This window comes from Sodalis sp. RH24, from assembly GCF_047324145.1.
Lineage (GTDB): Bacteria > Pseudomonadota > Gammaproteobacteria > Enterobacterales > Enterobacteriaceae > Acerihabitans.
Genome location: NZ_CP178729.1, coordinates 1,086,594 through 1,102,383, shown reverse-complemented (window position 1 = coordinate 1,102,383; position 15,790 = coordinate 1,086,594). Strand labels below are relative to the sequence as shown.

17 protein-coding genes are annotated in these 15,790 nt (G+C 56.3%); 11 read left to right on the top strand and 6 right to left on the bottom strand.

Features of this window, described 5'->3' with window-relative positions; genetic code table 11:
- Positions 1 to 12 precede the first annotated feature (12 nt).
- Positions 13 to 2,061, top strand: a complete 2,049-nt coding sequence (prc, locus tag ACL2XG_RS04930) for a carboxy terminal-processing peptidase (RefSeq protein WP_413722758.1) — start codon at positions 13 to 15, stop codon at positions 2,059 to 2,061.
- Between the two features lie 196 nt (positions 2,062 to 2,257).
- The gene (gene htpX / locus ACL2XG_RS04925) at positions 2,258 to 3,139 is read left to right on the top strand and encodes a protease HtpX (protein ID WP_410015304.1); all 882 of its coding nucleotides are present in this window, start codon (positions 2,258 to 2,260) and stop codon (positions 3,137 to 3,139) included.
- A gap of 12 nt (positions 3,140 to 3,151) precedes the next feature.
- Here htpX and ACL2XG_RS04920 read toward each other — a convergent pair whose 3' ends face one another.
- Positions 3,152 to 4,555: an MFS transporter gene (locus ACL2XG_RS04920; protein WP_410015303.1), complete on the bottom strand. Its 1,404-nt coding sequence runs from the start codon at positions 4,553 to 4,555 to the stop codon at positions 3,152 to 3,154.
- A gap of 213 nt (positions 4,556 to 4,768) precedes the next feature.
- Between ACL2XG_RS04920 and kdgR the strand changes: the two genes are divergently transcribed.
- From kdgR to cspE, 7 genes are all read left to right on the top strand, one after another.
- The gene (gene kdgR / locus ACL2XG_RS04915; protein WP_410015302.1) at positions 4,769 to 5,560 is read left to right on the top strand and encodes a DNA-binding transcriptional regulator KdgR; all 792 of its coding nucleotides are present in this window, start codon (positions 4,769 to 4,771) and stop codon (positions 5,558 to 5,560) included.
- Positions 5,561 to 5,589: 29 nt separating this feature from the next.
- On the top strand, positions 5,590 to 5,838 hold the full coding sequence (locus ACL2XG_RS04910; protein WP_410015301.1) for a DUF2766 family protein: 249 nt from the start codon (positions 5,590 to 5,592) through the stop codon (positions 5,836 to 5,838).
- 163 nt (positions 5,839 to 6,001) lie between these two features.
- Positions 6,002 to 6,145, top strand: coding sequence for a PhoP/PhoQ regulator MgrB (gene mgrB, locus ACL2XG_RS04905; RefSeq protein ID WP_410015300.1), 144 nt, complete (start codon positions 6,002 to 6,004; stop codon positions 6,143 to 6,145).
- 97 nt (positions 6,146 to 6,242) lie between these two features.
- Positions 6,243 to 6,515 (top strand): YebO family protein, encoded by a 273-nt coding sequence (locus ACL2XG_RS04900; protein WP_410015299.1) that lies wholly within the window; start codon positions 6,243 to 6,245, stop codon positions 6,513 to 6,515.
- Positions 6,516 to 6,629: 114 nt separating this feature from the next.
- The gene (locus ACL2XG_RS04895) at positions 6,630 to 7,616 is read left to right on the top strand and encodes an MBL fold metallo-hydrolase (protein ID WP_413722759.1); all 987 of its coding nucleotides are present in this window, start codon (positions 6,630 to 6,632) and stop codon (positions 7,614 to 7,616) included.
- Positions 7,617 to 8,404: 788 nt separating this feature from the next.
- On the top strand, positions 8,405 to 8,539 hold the full coding sequence (locus ACL2XG_RS04890; protein WP_132921323.1) for a DUF2627 domain-containing protein: 135 nt from the start codon (positions 8,405 to 8,407) through the stop codon (positions 8,537 to 8,539).
- Between the two features lie 23 nt (positions 8,540 to 8,562).
- Positions 8,563 to 8,772 carry a transcription antiterminator/RNA stability regulator CspE gene (cspE, locus tag ACL2XG_RS04885; protein ID WP_005968829.1) on the top strand — a complete coding sequence of 70 codons (210 nt, stop codon included), beginning with the start codon at positions 8,563 to 8,565 and terminating at the stop codon, positions 8,770 to 8,772.
- A gap of 189 nt (positions 8,773 to 8,961) precedes the next feature.
- On the opposite strand, the gene pgeF is transcribed toward cspE, so the two are convergent.
- Complete coding sequence (gene pgeF / locus ACL2XG_RS04880) at positions 8,962 to 9,693, bottom strand: peptidoglycan editing factor PgeF (RefSeq protein WP_413722760.1); 732 nt, start codon at positions 9,691 to 9,693, stop codon at positions 8,962 to 8,964.
- 221 nt (positions 9,694 to 9,914) lie between these two features.
- Between pgeF and ftsI the strand changes: the two genes are divergently transcribed.
- Positions 9,915 to 11,654, top strand: a complete 1,740-nt coding sequence (ftsI, locus tag ACL2XG_RS04875; protein WP_413722761.1) for a peptidoglycan glycosyltransferase FtsI — start codon at positions 9,915 to 9,917, stop codon at positions 11,652 to 11,654.
- An 84-nt stretch (positions 11,655 to 11,738) separates the two neighbouring features.
- Positions 11,739 to 12,563 (top strand): 23S rRNA (guanine(745)-N(1))-methyltransferase, encoded by an 825-nt coding sequence (rlmA, locus tag ACL2XG_RS04870; RefSeq protein ID WP_410015295.1) that lies wholly within the window; start codon positions 11,739 to 11,741, stop codon positions 12,561 to 12,563.
- A 9-nt stretch (positions 12,564 to 12,572) separates the two neighbouring features.
- Here the strand turns inward: rlmA and mntP are convergent, their stop codons facing one another.
- From mntP to ACL2XG_RS04850, 4 genes are all read right to left on the bottom strand, one after another.
- Positions 12,573 to 13,154, bottom strand: a complete 582-nt coding sequence (gene mntP, locus ACL2XG_RS04865; protein ID WP_413723437.1) for a manganese efflux pump MntP — start codon at positions 13,152 to 13,154, stop codon at positions 12,573 to 12,575.
- A gap of 401 nt (positions 13,155 to 13,555) precedes the next feature.
- On the bottom strand, positions 13,556 to 14,017 hold the full coding sequence (locus tag ACL2XG_RS04860; protein WP_410015294.1) for a DUF986 family protein: 462 nt from the start codon (positions 14,015 to 14,017) through the stop codon (positions 13,556 to 13,558).
- 75 nt (positions 14,018 to 14,092) lie between these two features.
- The gene (locus ACL2XG_RS04855) at positions 14,093 to 14,938 is read right to left on the bottom strand and encodes a PTS mannose transporter subunit IID (RefSeq protein WP_410015293.1); all 846 of its coding nucleotides are present in this window, start codon (positions 14,936 to 14,938) and stop codon (positions 14,093 to 14,095) included.
- A 12-nt stretch (positions 14,939 to 14,950) separates the two neighbouring features.
- Entirely contained in the window at positions 14,951 to 15,754 is an 804-nt protein-coding gene (locus ACL2XG_RS04850; RefSeq protein WP_410015292.1) for a PTS mannose/fructose/sorbose transporter subunit IIC, read from the bottom strand.
- Positions 15,755 to 15,790 lie beyond the last annotated feature (36 nt).

Below are 15,790 nucleotides of genomic sequence, written 5' to 3'. Positions count from 1 at the left end.
GCCGACCAGGGCATGAACAAATTTGTCAGAGTAACTGCAATTGCAGGGTTGTTACTGGCGGGATCGGCATCGGCGAATGATAATAAAATCACCCGCGCCGACCAGATTCCCCAGCTTCACGAAGAAGCGCAACAAGAGACCGTCAGCGAACGCGTCACCGCACGTTTCACCCGATCCCATTATCGCCAGTTTGATCTGGATGATGCGTTTTCGGCCAAGATTTTCGACCGCTACCTCAACATGCTGGATTACAGCCATAATGTCTTGCTGGCCTCCGACATCGCGCAGTTCGCGGATAAGAAAAACCAGCTGGATGATGAACTGAAAAGCGGTAAGCTGGACGTGCCGTACGCACTCTACAACCTGGCGCAGAAGCGGCGTTTTGAACGCTATGAATATGCCCTGGCCCAGTTGGCCAAACCGATGGATTTCACCGGCAACGATACCATAGAGCTCGATCGCAGCAAGGCGCCCTGGCCGCAAAACGAAGCGGAGCTAAATAAGCTCTGGGACGCCAAGGTTAAATACGATCAGCTGAGCCTTAAGCTCACCGGCAAGGATGATAACGAAATCCGCGATGTGCTGACCAAACGTTATCAATTCGCCATCCGCCGCCTGGCGCAGAGCAACAGTGAAGATGTGTTCCAGCTGGTCATGAACGCCTTCGCCCATGAAATCGATCCTCATACCAATTATCTTTCGCCGCGCAATACCGAACAGTTCAACACCGAGATGAGCCTGTCCCTGGAGGGCATTGGCGCGGTGCTGCAAATGGACGACGATTACACGGTGATTAATTCGCTGGTGCCGGGCGGGCCGGCGGCGAAGAGTAAAACCATCACCGTCGGCGATCGCGTGGTGGGCGTCGGCCAGACCGGCAAGCCGATGGTGGATGTCATAGGCTGGCGGCTCGACGACGTGGTGTCCCTGATCAAAGGTCCGAAGGGCAGCAAGGTCCGTCTGGAAATACTGCCGGCGGGCAAGGGCACCAAGACCCGCATCGTCACCGTCACCCGCGAGCGTATCCGTCTTGAGGATCGCGCGGTGAAACTCACCGTCAAAGAGGTGGGCGGCCAGAAAGTCGGCGTACTGGATATACCCGGTTTTTATGTCGGCCTGACCGACGACGTCAAGGTACAGCTGCAGAAACTGCAAAAACAGAACGTCAGCAGCGTCATCATCGATTTGCGTACCAACGGCGGCGGCGCCCTGACCGAGGCCGTCTCCCTGTCCGGGCTGTTTATTCCCAGCGGCCCGGTGGTGCAGGTGCGCGACAATAACGGCAAAATCCGCGAGGACAGCGACAACGACGGCATTGTTTATTACAAAGGCCCCCTGGTGGTGCTGGTCGATCGTTTCAGCGCGTCGGCATCGGAAATCTTTGCCGCCGCCATGCAGGATTACGGCCGGGCGCTGATCGTCGGCGAGCCGACGTTCGGCAAGGGCACGGTACAGCAATACCGCTCCCTGAACCGGATCTACGATCAGATGCTGCGCCCGGACTGGCCGGCGCTGGGCTCCATCCAGTACACCATCCAGAAGTTCTACCGGGTTAACGGCGGTAGCACCCAGCGTAAAGGGGTGGTGCCGGACATCATCATGCCCACCGGCGACGAGACCATTGAAACCGGTGAAAAATTTGAAGATAACGCGTTGCCCTGGGACAGCATCAAGGCGGCCACGTTCACCAAGACCGGTGACCTGAAACCTTTCTCCTCCGAGCTGTTGAAAGCGCATCAGGAAAGGATTGCCGCCGATCCTGAATTCCAGTATATCGCTCAGGACATCGCCCGTTTCCACGCCTTGAAGGATAAGCGCAATATCGTCTCCCTTAATCTGGTACAGCGTGAGAAAGAAAATCACGAGGACGATGCCATACGGTTGCAGCGCACCAACGAACGCCTGGTGCGGCAGGGTAAAAAACCGGTGAAGACGCTGGACGCTATCCCTAAGGATTACCACGAACCCGATCCCTACCTGGACGAGTCCGTGCATATCGCATTGGATCTGGCTAAGGCCGAAAGCGCACAACCGGCAACGCAGCCGGCTGCCGTCAAGTAACGTAACATAGAGTCGATTATCAAGGCGCCTTAACGGCGCCTTTTTTATGACCGGCATACGGGCGGGAAAAAGCTTAACAAAATGTAAAGTTATGTCTTTTTAGGCACTTAATGCCACGCAATGCTTGAAAACGCCAGGGAAGCCCATACCATCAAGGCTAACGCAATGGGCGTTATTTTCAAGGAATCACCTTCTTATGATGCGTATCGCTCTCTTTCTACTCACCAACCTGGCTGTGATGCTGGTATTCGGTCTGGTACTGAGCCTGACGGGGATACAATCTTCCAGCGTGACCGGGTTAATGATCATGGCGGGTTTATTCGGTTTTGGCGGCGCGCTGGTTTCGCTGCTGATGTCGAAATGGATGGCGCTGCGGTCAGTCGGCGGGGAGGTTATTGAACAGCCCCGCAACGAGACCGAACGCTGGCTGCTGGAGATGGTCCGGCGGCAGTCGCAACAGGCCGGCATCGCCATGCCGCAGGTGGCTATCTACCCGGCGCCGGACATCAACGCCTTTGCTACCGGCGCCCGGCGTGATGCCTCGCTGGTGGCGGTCAGTACCGGCCTGCTGCAAAATATGAGCCGCGACGAGGCAGAGGCGGTCATCGCCCATGAAATCAGCCACGTGGCCAACGGCGACATGGTGACCATGACGCTTATCCAGGGCGTGGTGAATACCTTCGTGATCTTTGTCTCGCGCATCCTGGCCCAATTGGCGGCGGGCTTCCTGTCGTCCAATCGTGATGAAGGAGAAAGCAGCAACGGCAACCCGATGATTTATTTTGCCGTGTCCATGGTGCTGGAACTGGTGTTCGGCGTACTGGCGAGCATTATCACCCTGTGGTTCTCCCGCCATCGCGAGTTCCATGCCGACGCCGGTTCGGCGAGACTGGTCGGGCGCGAGAAAATGATTGCCGCGCTGCAGCGCTTAAAAACCAGCTATGAGCCCCAGGAGGAAAGCAGCATGCTGGCGTTTTGCATCAATGGCAAAACCAAATCGTTCAGCGAGCTGTTTATGTCCCACCCGCCGCTGGATAAGCGTATCGAGGCGCTGCGGGCCGGTACCTATCTCAAATAACGGCGGGGCGGACTAATCGGCGCCGGAGAAGCTGTCGTCTTCCTGGCGCTGAGGGTTGCCCTGCTTAATGCGCAGCGCGCTCACCAGCGCCGCCGCCGTCGCAAAGCACCCGGCCAGCACCAGCGCCGCGTGAGTGCCGGTGGCGCCGAACAGATTAAACATCAGCGCCACCAGCGCCGCGCCGGAGGTTTGGCCGAACAGCCGGGCGGTGCCGAGCATGCCGCTGGCCCCGCCGCTGCGATTGCGCGGCGCCGAGGTGATGATGGTATGGTTATTGGGCGACTGGAATAAACCAAAACCGGCGCCGCACAGCATCATCCGCCAGATGATTTCCCCATCCCCGGGCATGGCGGGCAACCAGGCCAGCGAAAACAGGCCCAGGGCAAAGGCGCCCAGGCCGATGGCCCCCAGCAGACCCGAATGTACGCGGCCTATCAGCCTTCCGGCCACCAGGGCCAGCAGCATGGTGGCCAGCGGCCAGGGCGTCAGCAGCAGCCCGGTCGCCACTTCGCTGCGGTTCAACACGCTTTGCAGATAAAAGGGCAGGGACACCATAGCCAGCATTTGGGCGCAAAAAGAACAAATAGAGGTTCCCATCGACAGCGCGAACAACGGGATGCGAAACAGGTCCACCGGCAGCAGCGGCCAAGGCTGCCGCAGCTGGTGCCGGACAAAAAACACGCCGATGACGGCCGCCAGGGCCAGCTCGAGCAGTATCCATTGGCCGCCGACGCGTTGTGAAAATCCCCCGAGCGCCGAGAGCAGCAGTCCGAAAGTCAGGGCGTTCAACAGGGCGCTGAACCAGTTAAACCGCTGTCCGCGGTTTTTCAGCGCATTGACCGGCAGGAACCGCCGGCCCAGGTAAAACGCCAGCAGGCCGATAGGCACGTTAATGGCGAACAGCCATTGCCAGGAGGCGATGGATAACACCCCGGCGGCCACGGTCGGACCGGCGGCGGTGGATACCGCCACCACCAGCGTATTAATGGCCATGCCGCGCCCCAACAGGCGCGAGGGATAAATTATGCGTATCAAGGCGGTATTGATGCTCATCAGCGCCGCGGCGCCCAGTCCTTGCAGCACGCGGGCGCCAATCAGCATCCAGAGATTGTCCGACAGGGCGCAGACCATCGACATCAGGGTAAATACCGCCAGCCCGCATTGATAGACCCGCCGGTAGCCGTAAATATCCCCCAGGGTAGCGAAGGACAGCAGCGTCATGATGATGGACAACTGGTAGGCGTTAATCACCCAAATCGACGCGGCGGGGCTGGCGTGCAGTTCACGGGCAATGGTCGGCAGGGCCACGTTGGCGATGGCGCCGTCCAGAACGGCAAGGCTGATGCTGATGATGATGGTTAATATTGCGCCGTAACGTTGTGGGACAGGCAGGCCGTCGGCAGAGTTCTGGGTCATGAAGGATTAACATCCCGTTAAAAGCATTATCCTAGCATTAAACAGGGGATCGGCGACCGTCGCGCACTCGGATAAATGTAATAAAACGTTCATGCCTGGTTAAAAACATCCTGCAAAGACAATGGTGATTGCGTTAATTGCAGCCTTGCCTTTATAATAAAAATCATGTTCTATTTTTTTTAAAACAAAACAATTATCAGGACTTTTATCACCATGGCGATAGCAGATTTAGACAGACAGCCCGACTCCGTATCGTCTGTATTAAAGGTATTTGGCATTTTACAAGCCTTGGGCGAGGAACGGGAAATCGGTATTACCGAGCTTTCACAGCGCGTCATGATGTCCAAAAGCACGGTCTATCGTTTTTTGCAGACGATGAAGTCCCTCGGCTACGTGTCGCAGGAAGGCGAGTCGGAAAAATATTCTCTGACCCTCAAGCTGTTTGAGCTGGGCGCCAAGGCCTTGCAGAATGTGGATTTGATTCGCATTGCCGATATCCAGATGCGCGTGCTGTCCAACTTAACCCGCGAAACCATTCACCTGGGTTCGCTGGATGAGGACAGCATTGTCTATATCCACAAAATCGACTCCATGTATAACCTGCGCATGTACTCCCGGGTCGGTCGCCGCAATCCGCTTTACAGTACCGCTATCGGCAAAGTGCTGCTGGCCTGGCGCGACCGGGACGAGGCGCGGGAAATTCTTTCCGGCGTGGTGTTTAATCGCAGCACCCAGCGTACCGCCGCCAATGCCGCGGCTTTGCTGCCGGAATTGGATCTGGTGCGTGAACAGGGCTTCGGCGAGGATAATGAAGAGCAGGAAGAGGGGCTGCGCTGTATTGCGGTGCCTATCTTTGATCGCTTCGGCGTGGTGATTGCCGGCTTGAGTATATCCTTCCCGACCATCCGCTTCTCGGAAGAGAGTAAAAGCGATTATGTGAAGATGCTGCACGATGCGGCGCGGAATATCTCCCAGCAAATCGGCTATCAACACTATCCGTTTTAACCGGCGGTCCAGCGCAGAGAGGCGTAATCATGTCCCAACCCTTTTCGGAAAACCAGGAACTGGTCTCCGATTTAGTTGCCTGCCAGTTGGTTATCAAGCAGATACTGGATGTTATCGATGTCATCGCACCCGTTGAGATCCGGGAAAAGATGTCGGGCCAATTGAAAAATATTGATTTTGCCACCCACCCGGGCGCGCAGGATCCGGTGACCCGCCGGGCTATCGAAAAGGCGATCGCGCTTATCGATCTGAAGTTTGACCGGACGGCGCGTCCGTAATCTGATGCGGGTCTGCCGGGGTACATCCTTGGCACCCTATTTTCTTCCACCCATATCATCCGCTTTATAAATCATTATTCTGATAATGAAATCCCTGTGGTTATCATTCGTTTAAGTTTTGCTGGCTAGAATATTTGTATTGCGACGGTACAGGACGTGGGTTTTGAAAAAAAACACTTCAATATCAATACTGGTCATTTTACTGCTTTGCCTGCTGCTGTGGTTATCGGCCCTCAACAGTTTTTGCGATCAGGGCGGTGATTTTTTCAGCGGCATATGCCTGGTGACCAAGTGGATGCCCTGGTAAGCGGGGCGAAGAGGGCGGCAATTTTGACTTGCGGGGTACAATGAAGGCCGCGGAGTGATAAGATAGCTTCTGGTTTTTTCAGTGGCAAGGTCACTTTATGAACGTATTTGGATTTGATAGCATTAATATCGCCTCGATGGCGATTGCATTGGTTTTTTTTATTATTTGCCTAGTGGTCTGGTTTTACCTTAATCGCGCAAGCGTCAGGGCCAACGAACAGATCGCGCTGCTCAATGAATTGCTTGAACAGCAGAAAAAACAGACCGAACTGCTGCTGCGCCTGGGTCAGGCGGGTAATTCCGACAACGGCGCCAAGGCGCTGCCGGCAGGCGAACCCATTCTATTTAAAGATTTTATCGCCGAACGCTAATTTTTGCCTATTCTATGCCATCCTGCCCGGCGCAGCGGTGGCGGCCATCACATAATCCGGTAATCTGCGCATTTTTGCCGTTGGCTTGCATCCAATGGGAGAATCGAGAACACGATGACGAAGAAAAATCCCTGGTATGACGCCGCAAAACCCCACCACACCCCGGAAGGTTTCCGTAATATCGAACCGGGGACCAGAACCCCCGGCGCCTACAGGAAGTGGCAGGACGAGAGAAAAAAACAAGGCCTGCCCAAACCCCCCAGGGACGGCTATCCGGGGTTTATCGCGCGCTGGTGGCAACCTGCCGATTTCAGCGGCAAAGAGGACGCCGTATGGTGGCTGGGACATGCCTGCCTGATGGTGCGCGCGGCGGGCCGCTATTTGCTTATCGATCCGGCCCTGGGCAATCGCGCCTCGCCGCTGCCCTTTATCGGACCCCGCCGGAGAACACCGGCGCCGGTGGACATTGCCGGCTTACCGCCCATTGAGATGATCCTCTATTCTCATAACCATTATGATCATCTCGATAAAGGCACCCTAAAAAAGCTGCTCAAGCGTTTTCCGGCGATACAGGTCATGGCGCCGCTGGGCATGGGCGACTGGTTGCGTAAATGCGGCGTGCGCACGGTGAAACAGTGCGACTGGTGGGACAGCGTCGATAGCCATGGCATCCGCTTGCACAGCGTTCCCGCGCGGCACTGGAGCCAGCGTACCCTGAAAGATCACAATCGCAGCCTGTGGTGCGGCTGGGTAGTGGAAACCAAAGACTGGCGTTTTTATTTTTCCGGCGACAGCGGCTACAGTCCGGGCCTGGCTGAAATCGGCGCGCGGCTCGGACCCTTTAGCGTCGCCGCCTTGCCGATCGGCGCCTATGCACCAGAATGGTTCATGGGCGAGAGCCATATGAGTCCCGCCGGCGCGGTAGACGTCTATCAGCAATTGCACTGTCCGCGGGTGATCCCCATCCACTGGGGAGTATTTGAACTGGCGGACGAAGCGCTGGATGAACCGCCGCTGGAGCTGGAGCAGGCTTTATTAAACGCGGGCATTAAAGACCCGCATTTCCGTGCGCTGAAAATCGGTGGGAAAATAGCGCTGTAACAATGCCCTAGCCGCCGGGATATAATCCCGGCGCTAAACGCCCGGGGAAAATAGCCGCGACCGCCGGGCGGCGGTGGATATCACCGGACGTCCGCGCCCGGGTTAACACCCGTCCCGGATCCACATTATCCTGTTATTTATTTCATTATAATGACGCTAGTCATATAAAATATATTAAAAAAAATCTGGTTAAACCCTTTTCCTATATTAATAAGTTTCTATTAGCGGCCGAGTTAACCGATTTACCTGTTTGCCGTCATGGCGATAAATTAACCCTGGCGCGCTCGCGGCAATGGCGGGTTAAACGCCGGCGTGATTGCGCGCCGGCGGCGCTGCACAATATTGGGGATCACTGATGGCGCATCGTTTCCGCCATGGTCGCCGCGCCGCAGCCCGGCGGGCATGTTGCGGATCCCGTTTCGGTAAAACCCGCAGTGTAAATTTTATTCCATGGATAGCAGATTAGGGTATAAGCAAATCTGAAAAAATGTGAGCCATGCCTCTTGTTTTCTTTTCTAAGTAAATGAATAGTTATTCTTGAATATTGCATTGGACGTTGACAAGTGTTTGCGCTAAGGTTATCGATAAATGGTACAGAAATCATCGCGGTGGTTAACCTCGTAATCGAATGGGCGAAATTTTCAACTATTGGATGCGCTGATAACCTTCCCAATGCTACTGAACGATTTAATTATGTGCGACATATCCGGCCCTGCTCAAAAATGGCTTGCCATTGATAACAGAGTATGTGATAACGCATTTGGGTAAAACGAGGTACAGTTCTGTATATGAATGGCATTTTCAGTAAAGAAGTTTTGCGTAAAGACGATATCGTTGCATACCGCTTCTCTGCCGATCCTAATCTTAGTGCCTCAAGCAGTAACGACTCCAGTTTGTCTCTGTCTCGCCTCAGGGCGATTTAAACACTCCAAAGGAAATATGCAAGATGGCAAAGATCAAAGGTCAAGTGAAGTGGTTCAACGAGTCTAAAGGTTTTGGTTTTATCACTCCGGCCGATGGTAGCAAAGATGTGTTTGTTCACTTCTCCGCTATTCAGGGTAACGGCTTCAAAACTCTGGCCGAAGGCCAGAACGTAGAATTCGAAATCCAGGATGGTCAGAAAGGCCCTTCAGCAGTTAATGTAACTGCTCTGTAATCCACGCCGCTTCGGCAGCAATTGGCCATTTGGCCGATGGATAACATGTAATTCCCCCTGCCAGTGCCCCACTGGCAGGGTGTTTCATTCTTGCCCGACATCTTCCCCGCACTTCCCTCTGTTCCTGTTTTCCGTACCTGTGCCGCCCCGCGACGCTGGCTGTCGGGTGACTAAGAATGAATCACGTCCTCAACCGGGCAAAATCACCAATCCCGAATGCTGATTGCGGCCGCTGATGGTCGGATAGGCGGGGTCGATGGCGCGCTTTACGCTGTTGCGACGAAAACTGGTATACGCGAAGCGCGTGCCTGCCTGCGTCATTCCGTCCCCGTTCGCGCACGTGGCGCAAATCGTGCAATGCCCGATATCGTCCACCGCCTGGAATCCCGCCGCCATAAGCTTATACCGGGCGATAGCGGCCAAATCCAGACGCCGGTACGCCGGCGTCACGATAGCGCCGGGTATCGGCAGGCGCGCTAAAAAATCCGCCACCAGGCTCTCGCCGACCTCGTAGCAGCACGGGCGGGCCGACGGACCGATGGCCGCCACCCACTCCGCCGGATTATCGTCCCTGGCCAGCAGCATGGCGGCGAATTGTTCAATGATGCCCGCCACCAGCCCGCGCCAGCCGGCGTGCAGCGCGCCGATCTTTTTGCCGTCGCGGCGGGCGAACAGCAGCGGCAGGCAATCGGCGGTCAGTACACTCAGCAGTACGCCGGGAGTGGAAGTCACCACGCCGTCCGCCTCGCCGCACTGCTCGCCCGGTCCCGTAACCTCGCGGATTTGAATACCATGCACCTGTTTTTTTACCGCCAGGGTATCCTGCCAGGGCAGCAACCTTTCCGGCATCAGATGGGCTTTATCGCCAAAACCATGTTTTACGCCGGCGATGCCGTCAATGAGGGGAGAATAAGCTGTCATAATGTCCTGCGATAATGTCCCGCGCTGAAAACATAGAGTAGCGTAATTTTATCCGTTCCTGGCGCCGGTGTTTGTAACAAAGCAACAATCGGTGGCTGGCGAGAGGGAAATTTGCGCTTTGTTGCAAATTAGCAAGCCTTGTAGCATTGTTTTTGCGCGCATGCTCCGGCGAATAGGTTTTAATGCGTCTGATAATAAAAATAGCCGTATAAGAGAGCAGTGTGAAAACGAAGCCGGGTCAGGGTAAGCAGAATTTTATTCAATGGCGGTTTGGTCTGATGTGTATCGGTATTTCGGCCATACTGGCCGTGTTGCTGATGCGCATCGGCTGGCTGCAGGTGATCAAACCGGACAATCTGGTGGCGCAGCAGAACATGCGCTCGCTGCGCGTGGAGCAGACGCCGATACCCAGGGGGATGATAACCGATCGCAACGGCCAGCCGCTGGCGGTCAGCGTACCCGTTGACGCCATCTGGGCCGACCCGAACGAAGTGGCGCAAAAGGGCGGGGTGACGGCGTCCTCCCGCTGGCAGGCGCTGGCGCAGACGGTTAACCTGCCTTTCAACGAGATGTCCGCCCGGATCAATCACGATCCCCATATGCGCTTTATCTACCTGGCGCGTCAGATCGAACCCAACGTCGCCGATTATATCAAGCAACTAAAGCTGCCCGGCATCTATTGCAAAGAAGAGTCCAGACGCTTTTATCCGGCGGGGGAGACGGCGGCCAATCTGGTGGGTTTTACCAATATCGACGATCAGGGGATCGAGGGTATCGAAAAAAGTTTCAACCGCCTGCTGACCGGCGTGGCCGGACAGCGGGTGGTGCGCAAGGACCGGTTTGGCCGCGTGGTGGAAACCCTTTCCTCCACCGACAGCTCGCCCGCGCATAACGTGGCGCTGAGCATCGACCTGCGGCTGCAGCGTGAAACCGAGGAGGCGTTAAGCAACGCGGTGGCTTTCAATAAGGCGGATTCCGGCGCCTCGGTGCTGGTGGATGTCAATACCGGCGAAATCCTGGCCATGGCCAGCTATCCCACCTTTAATCCCAATAACCGCGCCGGGGCCGGCGAAGACGATTTTCGCAATCGCGCCATCAGCGATATTTTCGAACCGGGATCGACGGTAAAGCCGATGGTGGTGATGACGGCGCTCAAGCAGGGCATCGTCAAGCCAGACACGCTGCTCGATACCCATCCCTATACGCTTGACGGCCATCTGATCCGGGATGTAGCGTTTTATCCGCAGTTAACCCTGACCGGCATCCTGCAAAAATCCAGCGATGTCGGCGTCTCGCGCATGGCGCTGGCAATGCCGGTTACCGCCTTGCTCAATACCTATCGCGCTTTCGGCCTGGGCCAGCCCACCGACCTCGGCCTGACCGGTGAAAGCGCCGGCCTGATGCCGCATCGTATGCGTTGGGGCGAACTGGATCGGGCGACGTTCTCGTTTGGCTATGGCCTGATGGTCACCCCGGTGCAGCTGGCGCGGGTCTACGCCACCATCGCCAGCGACGGCGTTTACCGGCCCTTGTCCATTACCCGTATCGACCCGCCGGTGGTCGGCCAGCGCGTCATGGACCCGGCGTTGGTGCATGAGGTGAAACATATGATGGAAAGCGTTGCCCTGCCGGGCGGCGGCGGCGTTAAAGCCGCCGTCAGGGGATACCGGGTGGCGGTGAAGACCGGCACCGCTAAAAAAATCGGCCCCGACGGCCGTTATATTGATAAGTATATCGCCTATACCGCCGGGATCGCGCCGGCCAGCCGCCCGCGTTTCGCGCTGGTGGTGGTGATCAATAATCCCCAGGCGGGTAAGTATTATGGCGGCGCGGTGTCGGCGCCCGTCTTCAGCACCATTATGGCTGAGGTGCTGCGCATCATGAATGTGGAGCCCGACGCCTTGCCGGAAGACAACAATCGCCTGGTGACCGCATCGAGGCCGGGCTCCGGCGCCTCCTGAGGCGCCGGCATGACATTCCCGCTGCCGGCGCGCCGGATTTACGGTAAGATGCGCACCTGATTGCGTTTACGTCCGGAACCGGTTATGCCCTGCTATCAATGCCCCCTTTGCCACCTGCCGCTCACGCGCGCCGATAATTACTGGTCCTGCGCGCAGCGGCACCGCTATGACTGCGCCCGCGAAGGCTATGTCAATCTGCTGCCGGTGCAGTTCAAGCGCAGCAAGGCGCCGGGTGATAACCAGGAGATGATGCAGTCGCGCCGCGCGTTTCTTGATGCCGGTTATTACCAGCCGATGCGCGATCGGGTTATGGCGCTGGTCGACGAACTGCCGTGGGCGCCGGGCGGCGACTGGCTGGATATCGGCTGTGGCGAAGGCTATTATACGCAGGCGCTTGCGGCGACGCTGGCGCAACGTCCGGGAGGCGGGCGGGTGTATGGGCTGGATATCGCTAAAACGGCGGTGCGCCTGGCGGCGAAGCGTTACCCGCAGGCGCGGTTTTGCGTTGCGTCCACCCAGCGCCTGCCGTTTATCGACGGTTCGCTCGGCGGCATATTGCGTATTTACGCGCCCTGCAATCCCGCTGAAATGTATCGCGTCATAAAGCCCGGCGGGCTGGTGGTCACCGTCGCGCCCGGACCCCGGCATCTTTATCAGCTTAAAGCCTGCATCTATCCCCAGGTCATGCTGCATCCGTTAAAGGATGAGCATTTCGCCGGCTTCACCGCGCTTGCCACGCACCGCCTGAGCTATGATATGGAGATGACCGGCGAGGCCGCAGCCAGTTTGCTGCAAATGACCCCGTTTGCCTGGCGCGCCACGCCCGAGGTCATGACGCGCTTAGCCGGACTGGGGCGGTTTGCCTGCGAAACCGATTTTATCATCCGCGCCTGGCGGCGGGAGGATTGAGACCTGCCCCTACAGGCCGGGCAGGGCGGCCTGGGCGTAATGGGCATACAGGATATTGCAGCCAATGCCGATCAGGATAGCGCCGCCGATAATTTCCGCTTTTTTGCCGAGCCATGGGCCGATAAAGCGGCCAAGCAGCATGCCCAGGGTGGCCATGATCATGGTGGCCAGGCCGATAATCATCGCGGTATGCAGGATATTGACTTCCAGGAAGGCCAGCCCCACGCCCACCGCCATGGCGTCCAGGCTGGTGGCGAAAGCGGTGGTCGCCAGCACCCTCAGGCTATGCTGGCCCAGGCGCGGCGCGGTCTCTGTTTGACGGCGCCAACCGCCGGCCACCATGCGCATGCCCAGGCAGCCCAGCAGGATAAACGCCACCCAATGATCCCACGCCAGTATATAGCGGCTGGCCATCAGCCCCAGCGACCAGCCGATCAGCGGCGTAACGGTTTCGATAGCGCCGAAAACCAGTCCGGTACGCAACGCTTCGCGCAGGGGGGGATTATGCAGGGCGGCCCCTTTGCCGATGGAGGCGGCAAAGGCATCCATGGACATGCCGAATGCAAGGATCAGGGTCGCGGACAGGTTCATCATAATCAGGCCTCGGCTGGGAGCCAATATACACGCTTCACCATCATCCCAACCCCACGATGGTTCGTCGTGTCTATAGTCTCGCCGACCGTCATGGTCGCCCGCACCACGTTTACGCCGGATGAGCGGCGTATAACGAGTATGTTGATACGGGCATTTCCGCCTGCTATGGTGGAAACCGGCTACTCCCTAATGACCGCAAAACCATAACATCGTATTTACCGTATAACAACCACAAAAATAAAATAGCATTTTTGCATACGCTTATTTATCGCATACCTATAAAAACATCAACCTTGGGGTTATTTAATAGCATACATTGTAAGGTTAAAAATTTCGCCATGGCCCATCGCAGTAAGGCCATCGGCGGTGATAACCTTATATTATAGGTTGTTATTACGTTAATTATTTTCCATGAATTGATTATAAATCCTTTCAAGATCATCAAGATGCTGAACCTGGATCAATAACCTTCTTTTCTCCAAATCTATAGCCAGAAAACCATCTTCGGATAAGTTCATATTTTTAATCCGGTCATAGCGGATAAAAACATTGGCATAATAAAAACCCGCGGTTTTGAAAATGAGTTTTGGCCGGCGGATATAGGCAAGATAGGTCGCCATAAATGCCAGGATTAATAATAAAGTGGTGGTAAAAACCGTACCTTTATTAGTGATGTTCTGGTACACCAGAATCAGCACCAGGCCGATAAATATCAGTCCATCGATACGGCTTTGGCGCTTAAGCCCGATTTTCAGCCGGGTTTTGCCCTTAAGCATGCCGGCTACGACAAACTCGTCGTAAAGGGCGAACGCCAATGCCAGCGTGATGATAACCAGCAGGACAATATCGGTAACAGACATCCTGACTCCTTGCGAAAAATAAAAAAACCGGGGGATGGCCCCCGGTTGCGCATTACCACGTGTGCATCACTGCCATTACAGTCCCAGCAGGCCTATCCAGTAGCCGAAGATACCGATGGCGAAGAAGCCGACGATAATCCACAGCGCATTGACCTTGCGGCGCAGCAGCCACATGCACCCGAAGGTCAGCAGCAGCGGCACCAGGCCCGGCATCAGCTGATTGAGGATGCTTTGCACGGTGGTCACCGTGGTCTGGCCGTCCGGACCGGTGATACGCGACACCACCATGGGAATATTCACATGGGTCCACTTATTCACCAGCGCCCCCATGACAAACAGCCCCAGTATCGAGGCGCCCTCCGTCAGCTTCTGCAGGAAACCGCCGCCCATATCGTTAACGATATCCACGCCTTTTTTATAGCCGTAGGCCACGCCGTAATAACGGGTTGCCAGACGCACGGCGTTAAACAGGATAAAGAACAGGAGGGGGCCAAGCAGACTGCCGCTCATGGCGATGCCGGCACCCAGCGCGGCGAACACCGGACGTACGGTACCCCAGAAGATGGGGTCGCCCACGCCCGCCAGCGGTCCCATCAGGCCCACTTTCAGGCCGTTGATGGCCGCATCGTCGATGGGAGCGCCGTTGGCGCGCTGTTCTTCCATTGCCATGGTTACGCCTAATACCGGCGCCGCCACGTACGGATGGGTATTAAAGAATTCCAGGTGACGTTTAATCGCCTGTTTGCGATCGTCATTGTTCTCGGGATACAGGCGACGGATTACCGGCACCATCGAGAAGCAAAAACCCAGCGCCTGCATACGTTCAAAGTTCCATGATCCCTGGAAAAGGTTCGAGCGAATAAAGACAGCACGCACATCGCCGGGAGTCAGTTTCTTTGGAGCAGTTGTTATATCGACCATTTCGCTCACCTATTAATCAAGTTCATTATCAAGATCGTTAACGCCCCTGGCGCCGCCGCCGTTTCCGCCGTTGGTCTGGTTATATTTCGGACTCAACTGGATATACAGGACAGCCATGACCACGCCAATCACACCCAGGGAAACCAGGTTGAAGTTGGTGAAAGCCGCGGTGACGAAACCAAGATAGAAGAAAGGCATCAGGTAGCCGGCACGCATCATGTTGATGACCATCGCGTAACCTACTACCACGATCATGCCGCCGGCGATGTTCAGGCCGTTGGTCACGACTTCCGGGATGGAACTGAGCATGGCGTGGACGGCGTCGGTACCGACGGAAACACCGACGATCACGGCCGGAATGGCGATACGCATGGCCTGCAACAGCAACGCGCCGACGTGGATCCAGCTCAGGGCGCTGAGGTTGCCGTTTTCCGCGGCTTTGTCAGCGGCATGCTGGAAGGCCACGGTAATGGTACGTACGATAATGGTCAGTACCTGGCCGGCGGCAGCCAGCGGGATAGCCAGCGCGATGCCGGCACCCACGCTTTGATTGCCGGCAATGACCAGGATGGTGGAAATAATGGAGGCCAGCGCGGCATCGGGCGCCACGGCGGCACCGATGTTCATCCAACCCAGGGCAATCATCTCCAGCGTACCGCCGATGATGATACCGGTCTTCATATCACCCAGCACGAGGCCGATTAACGTACATGCCACCAGCGGACGGTGGAACTGAAACTCATCGAGTATTGAACCCATGCCTGCGATACAGGCCACTATAAAAATCAGCACAATCTGAAGCGTGGTGATCTCCATTGTACTTCTCCTCTGACAAACGTAAGAGAGCGGTAA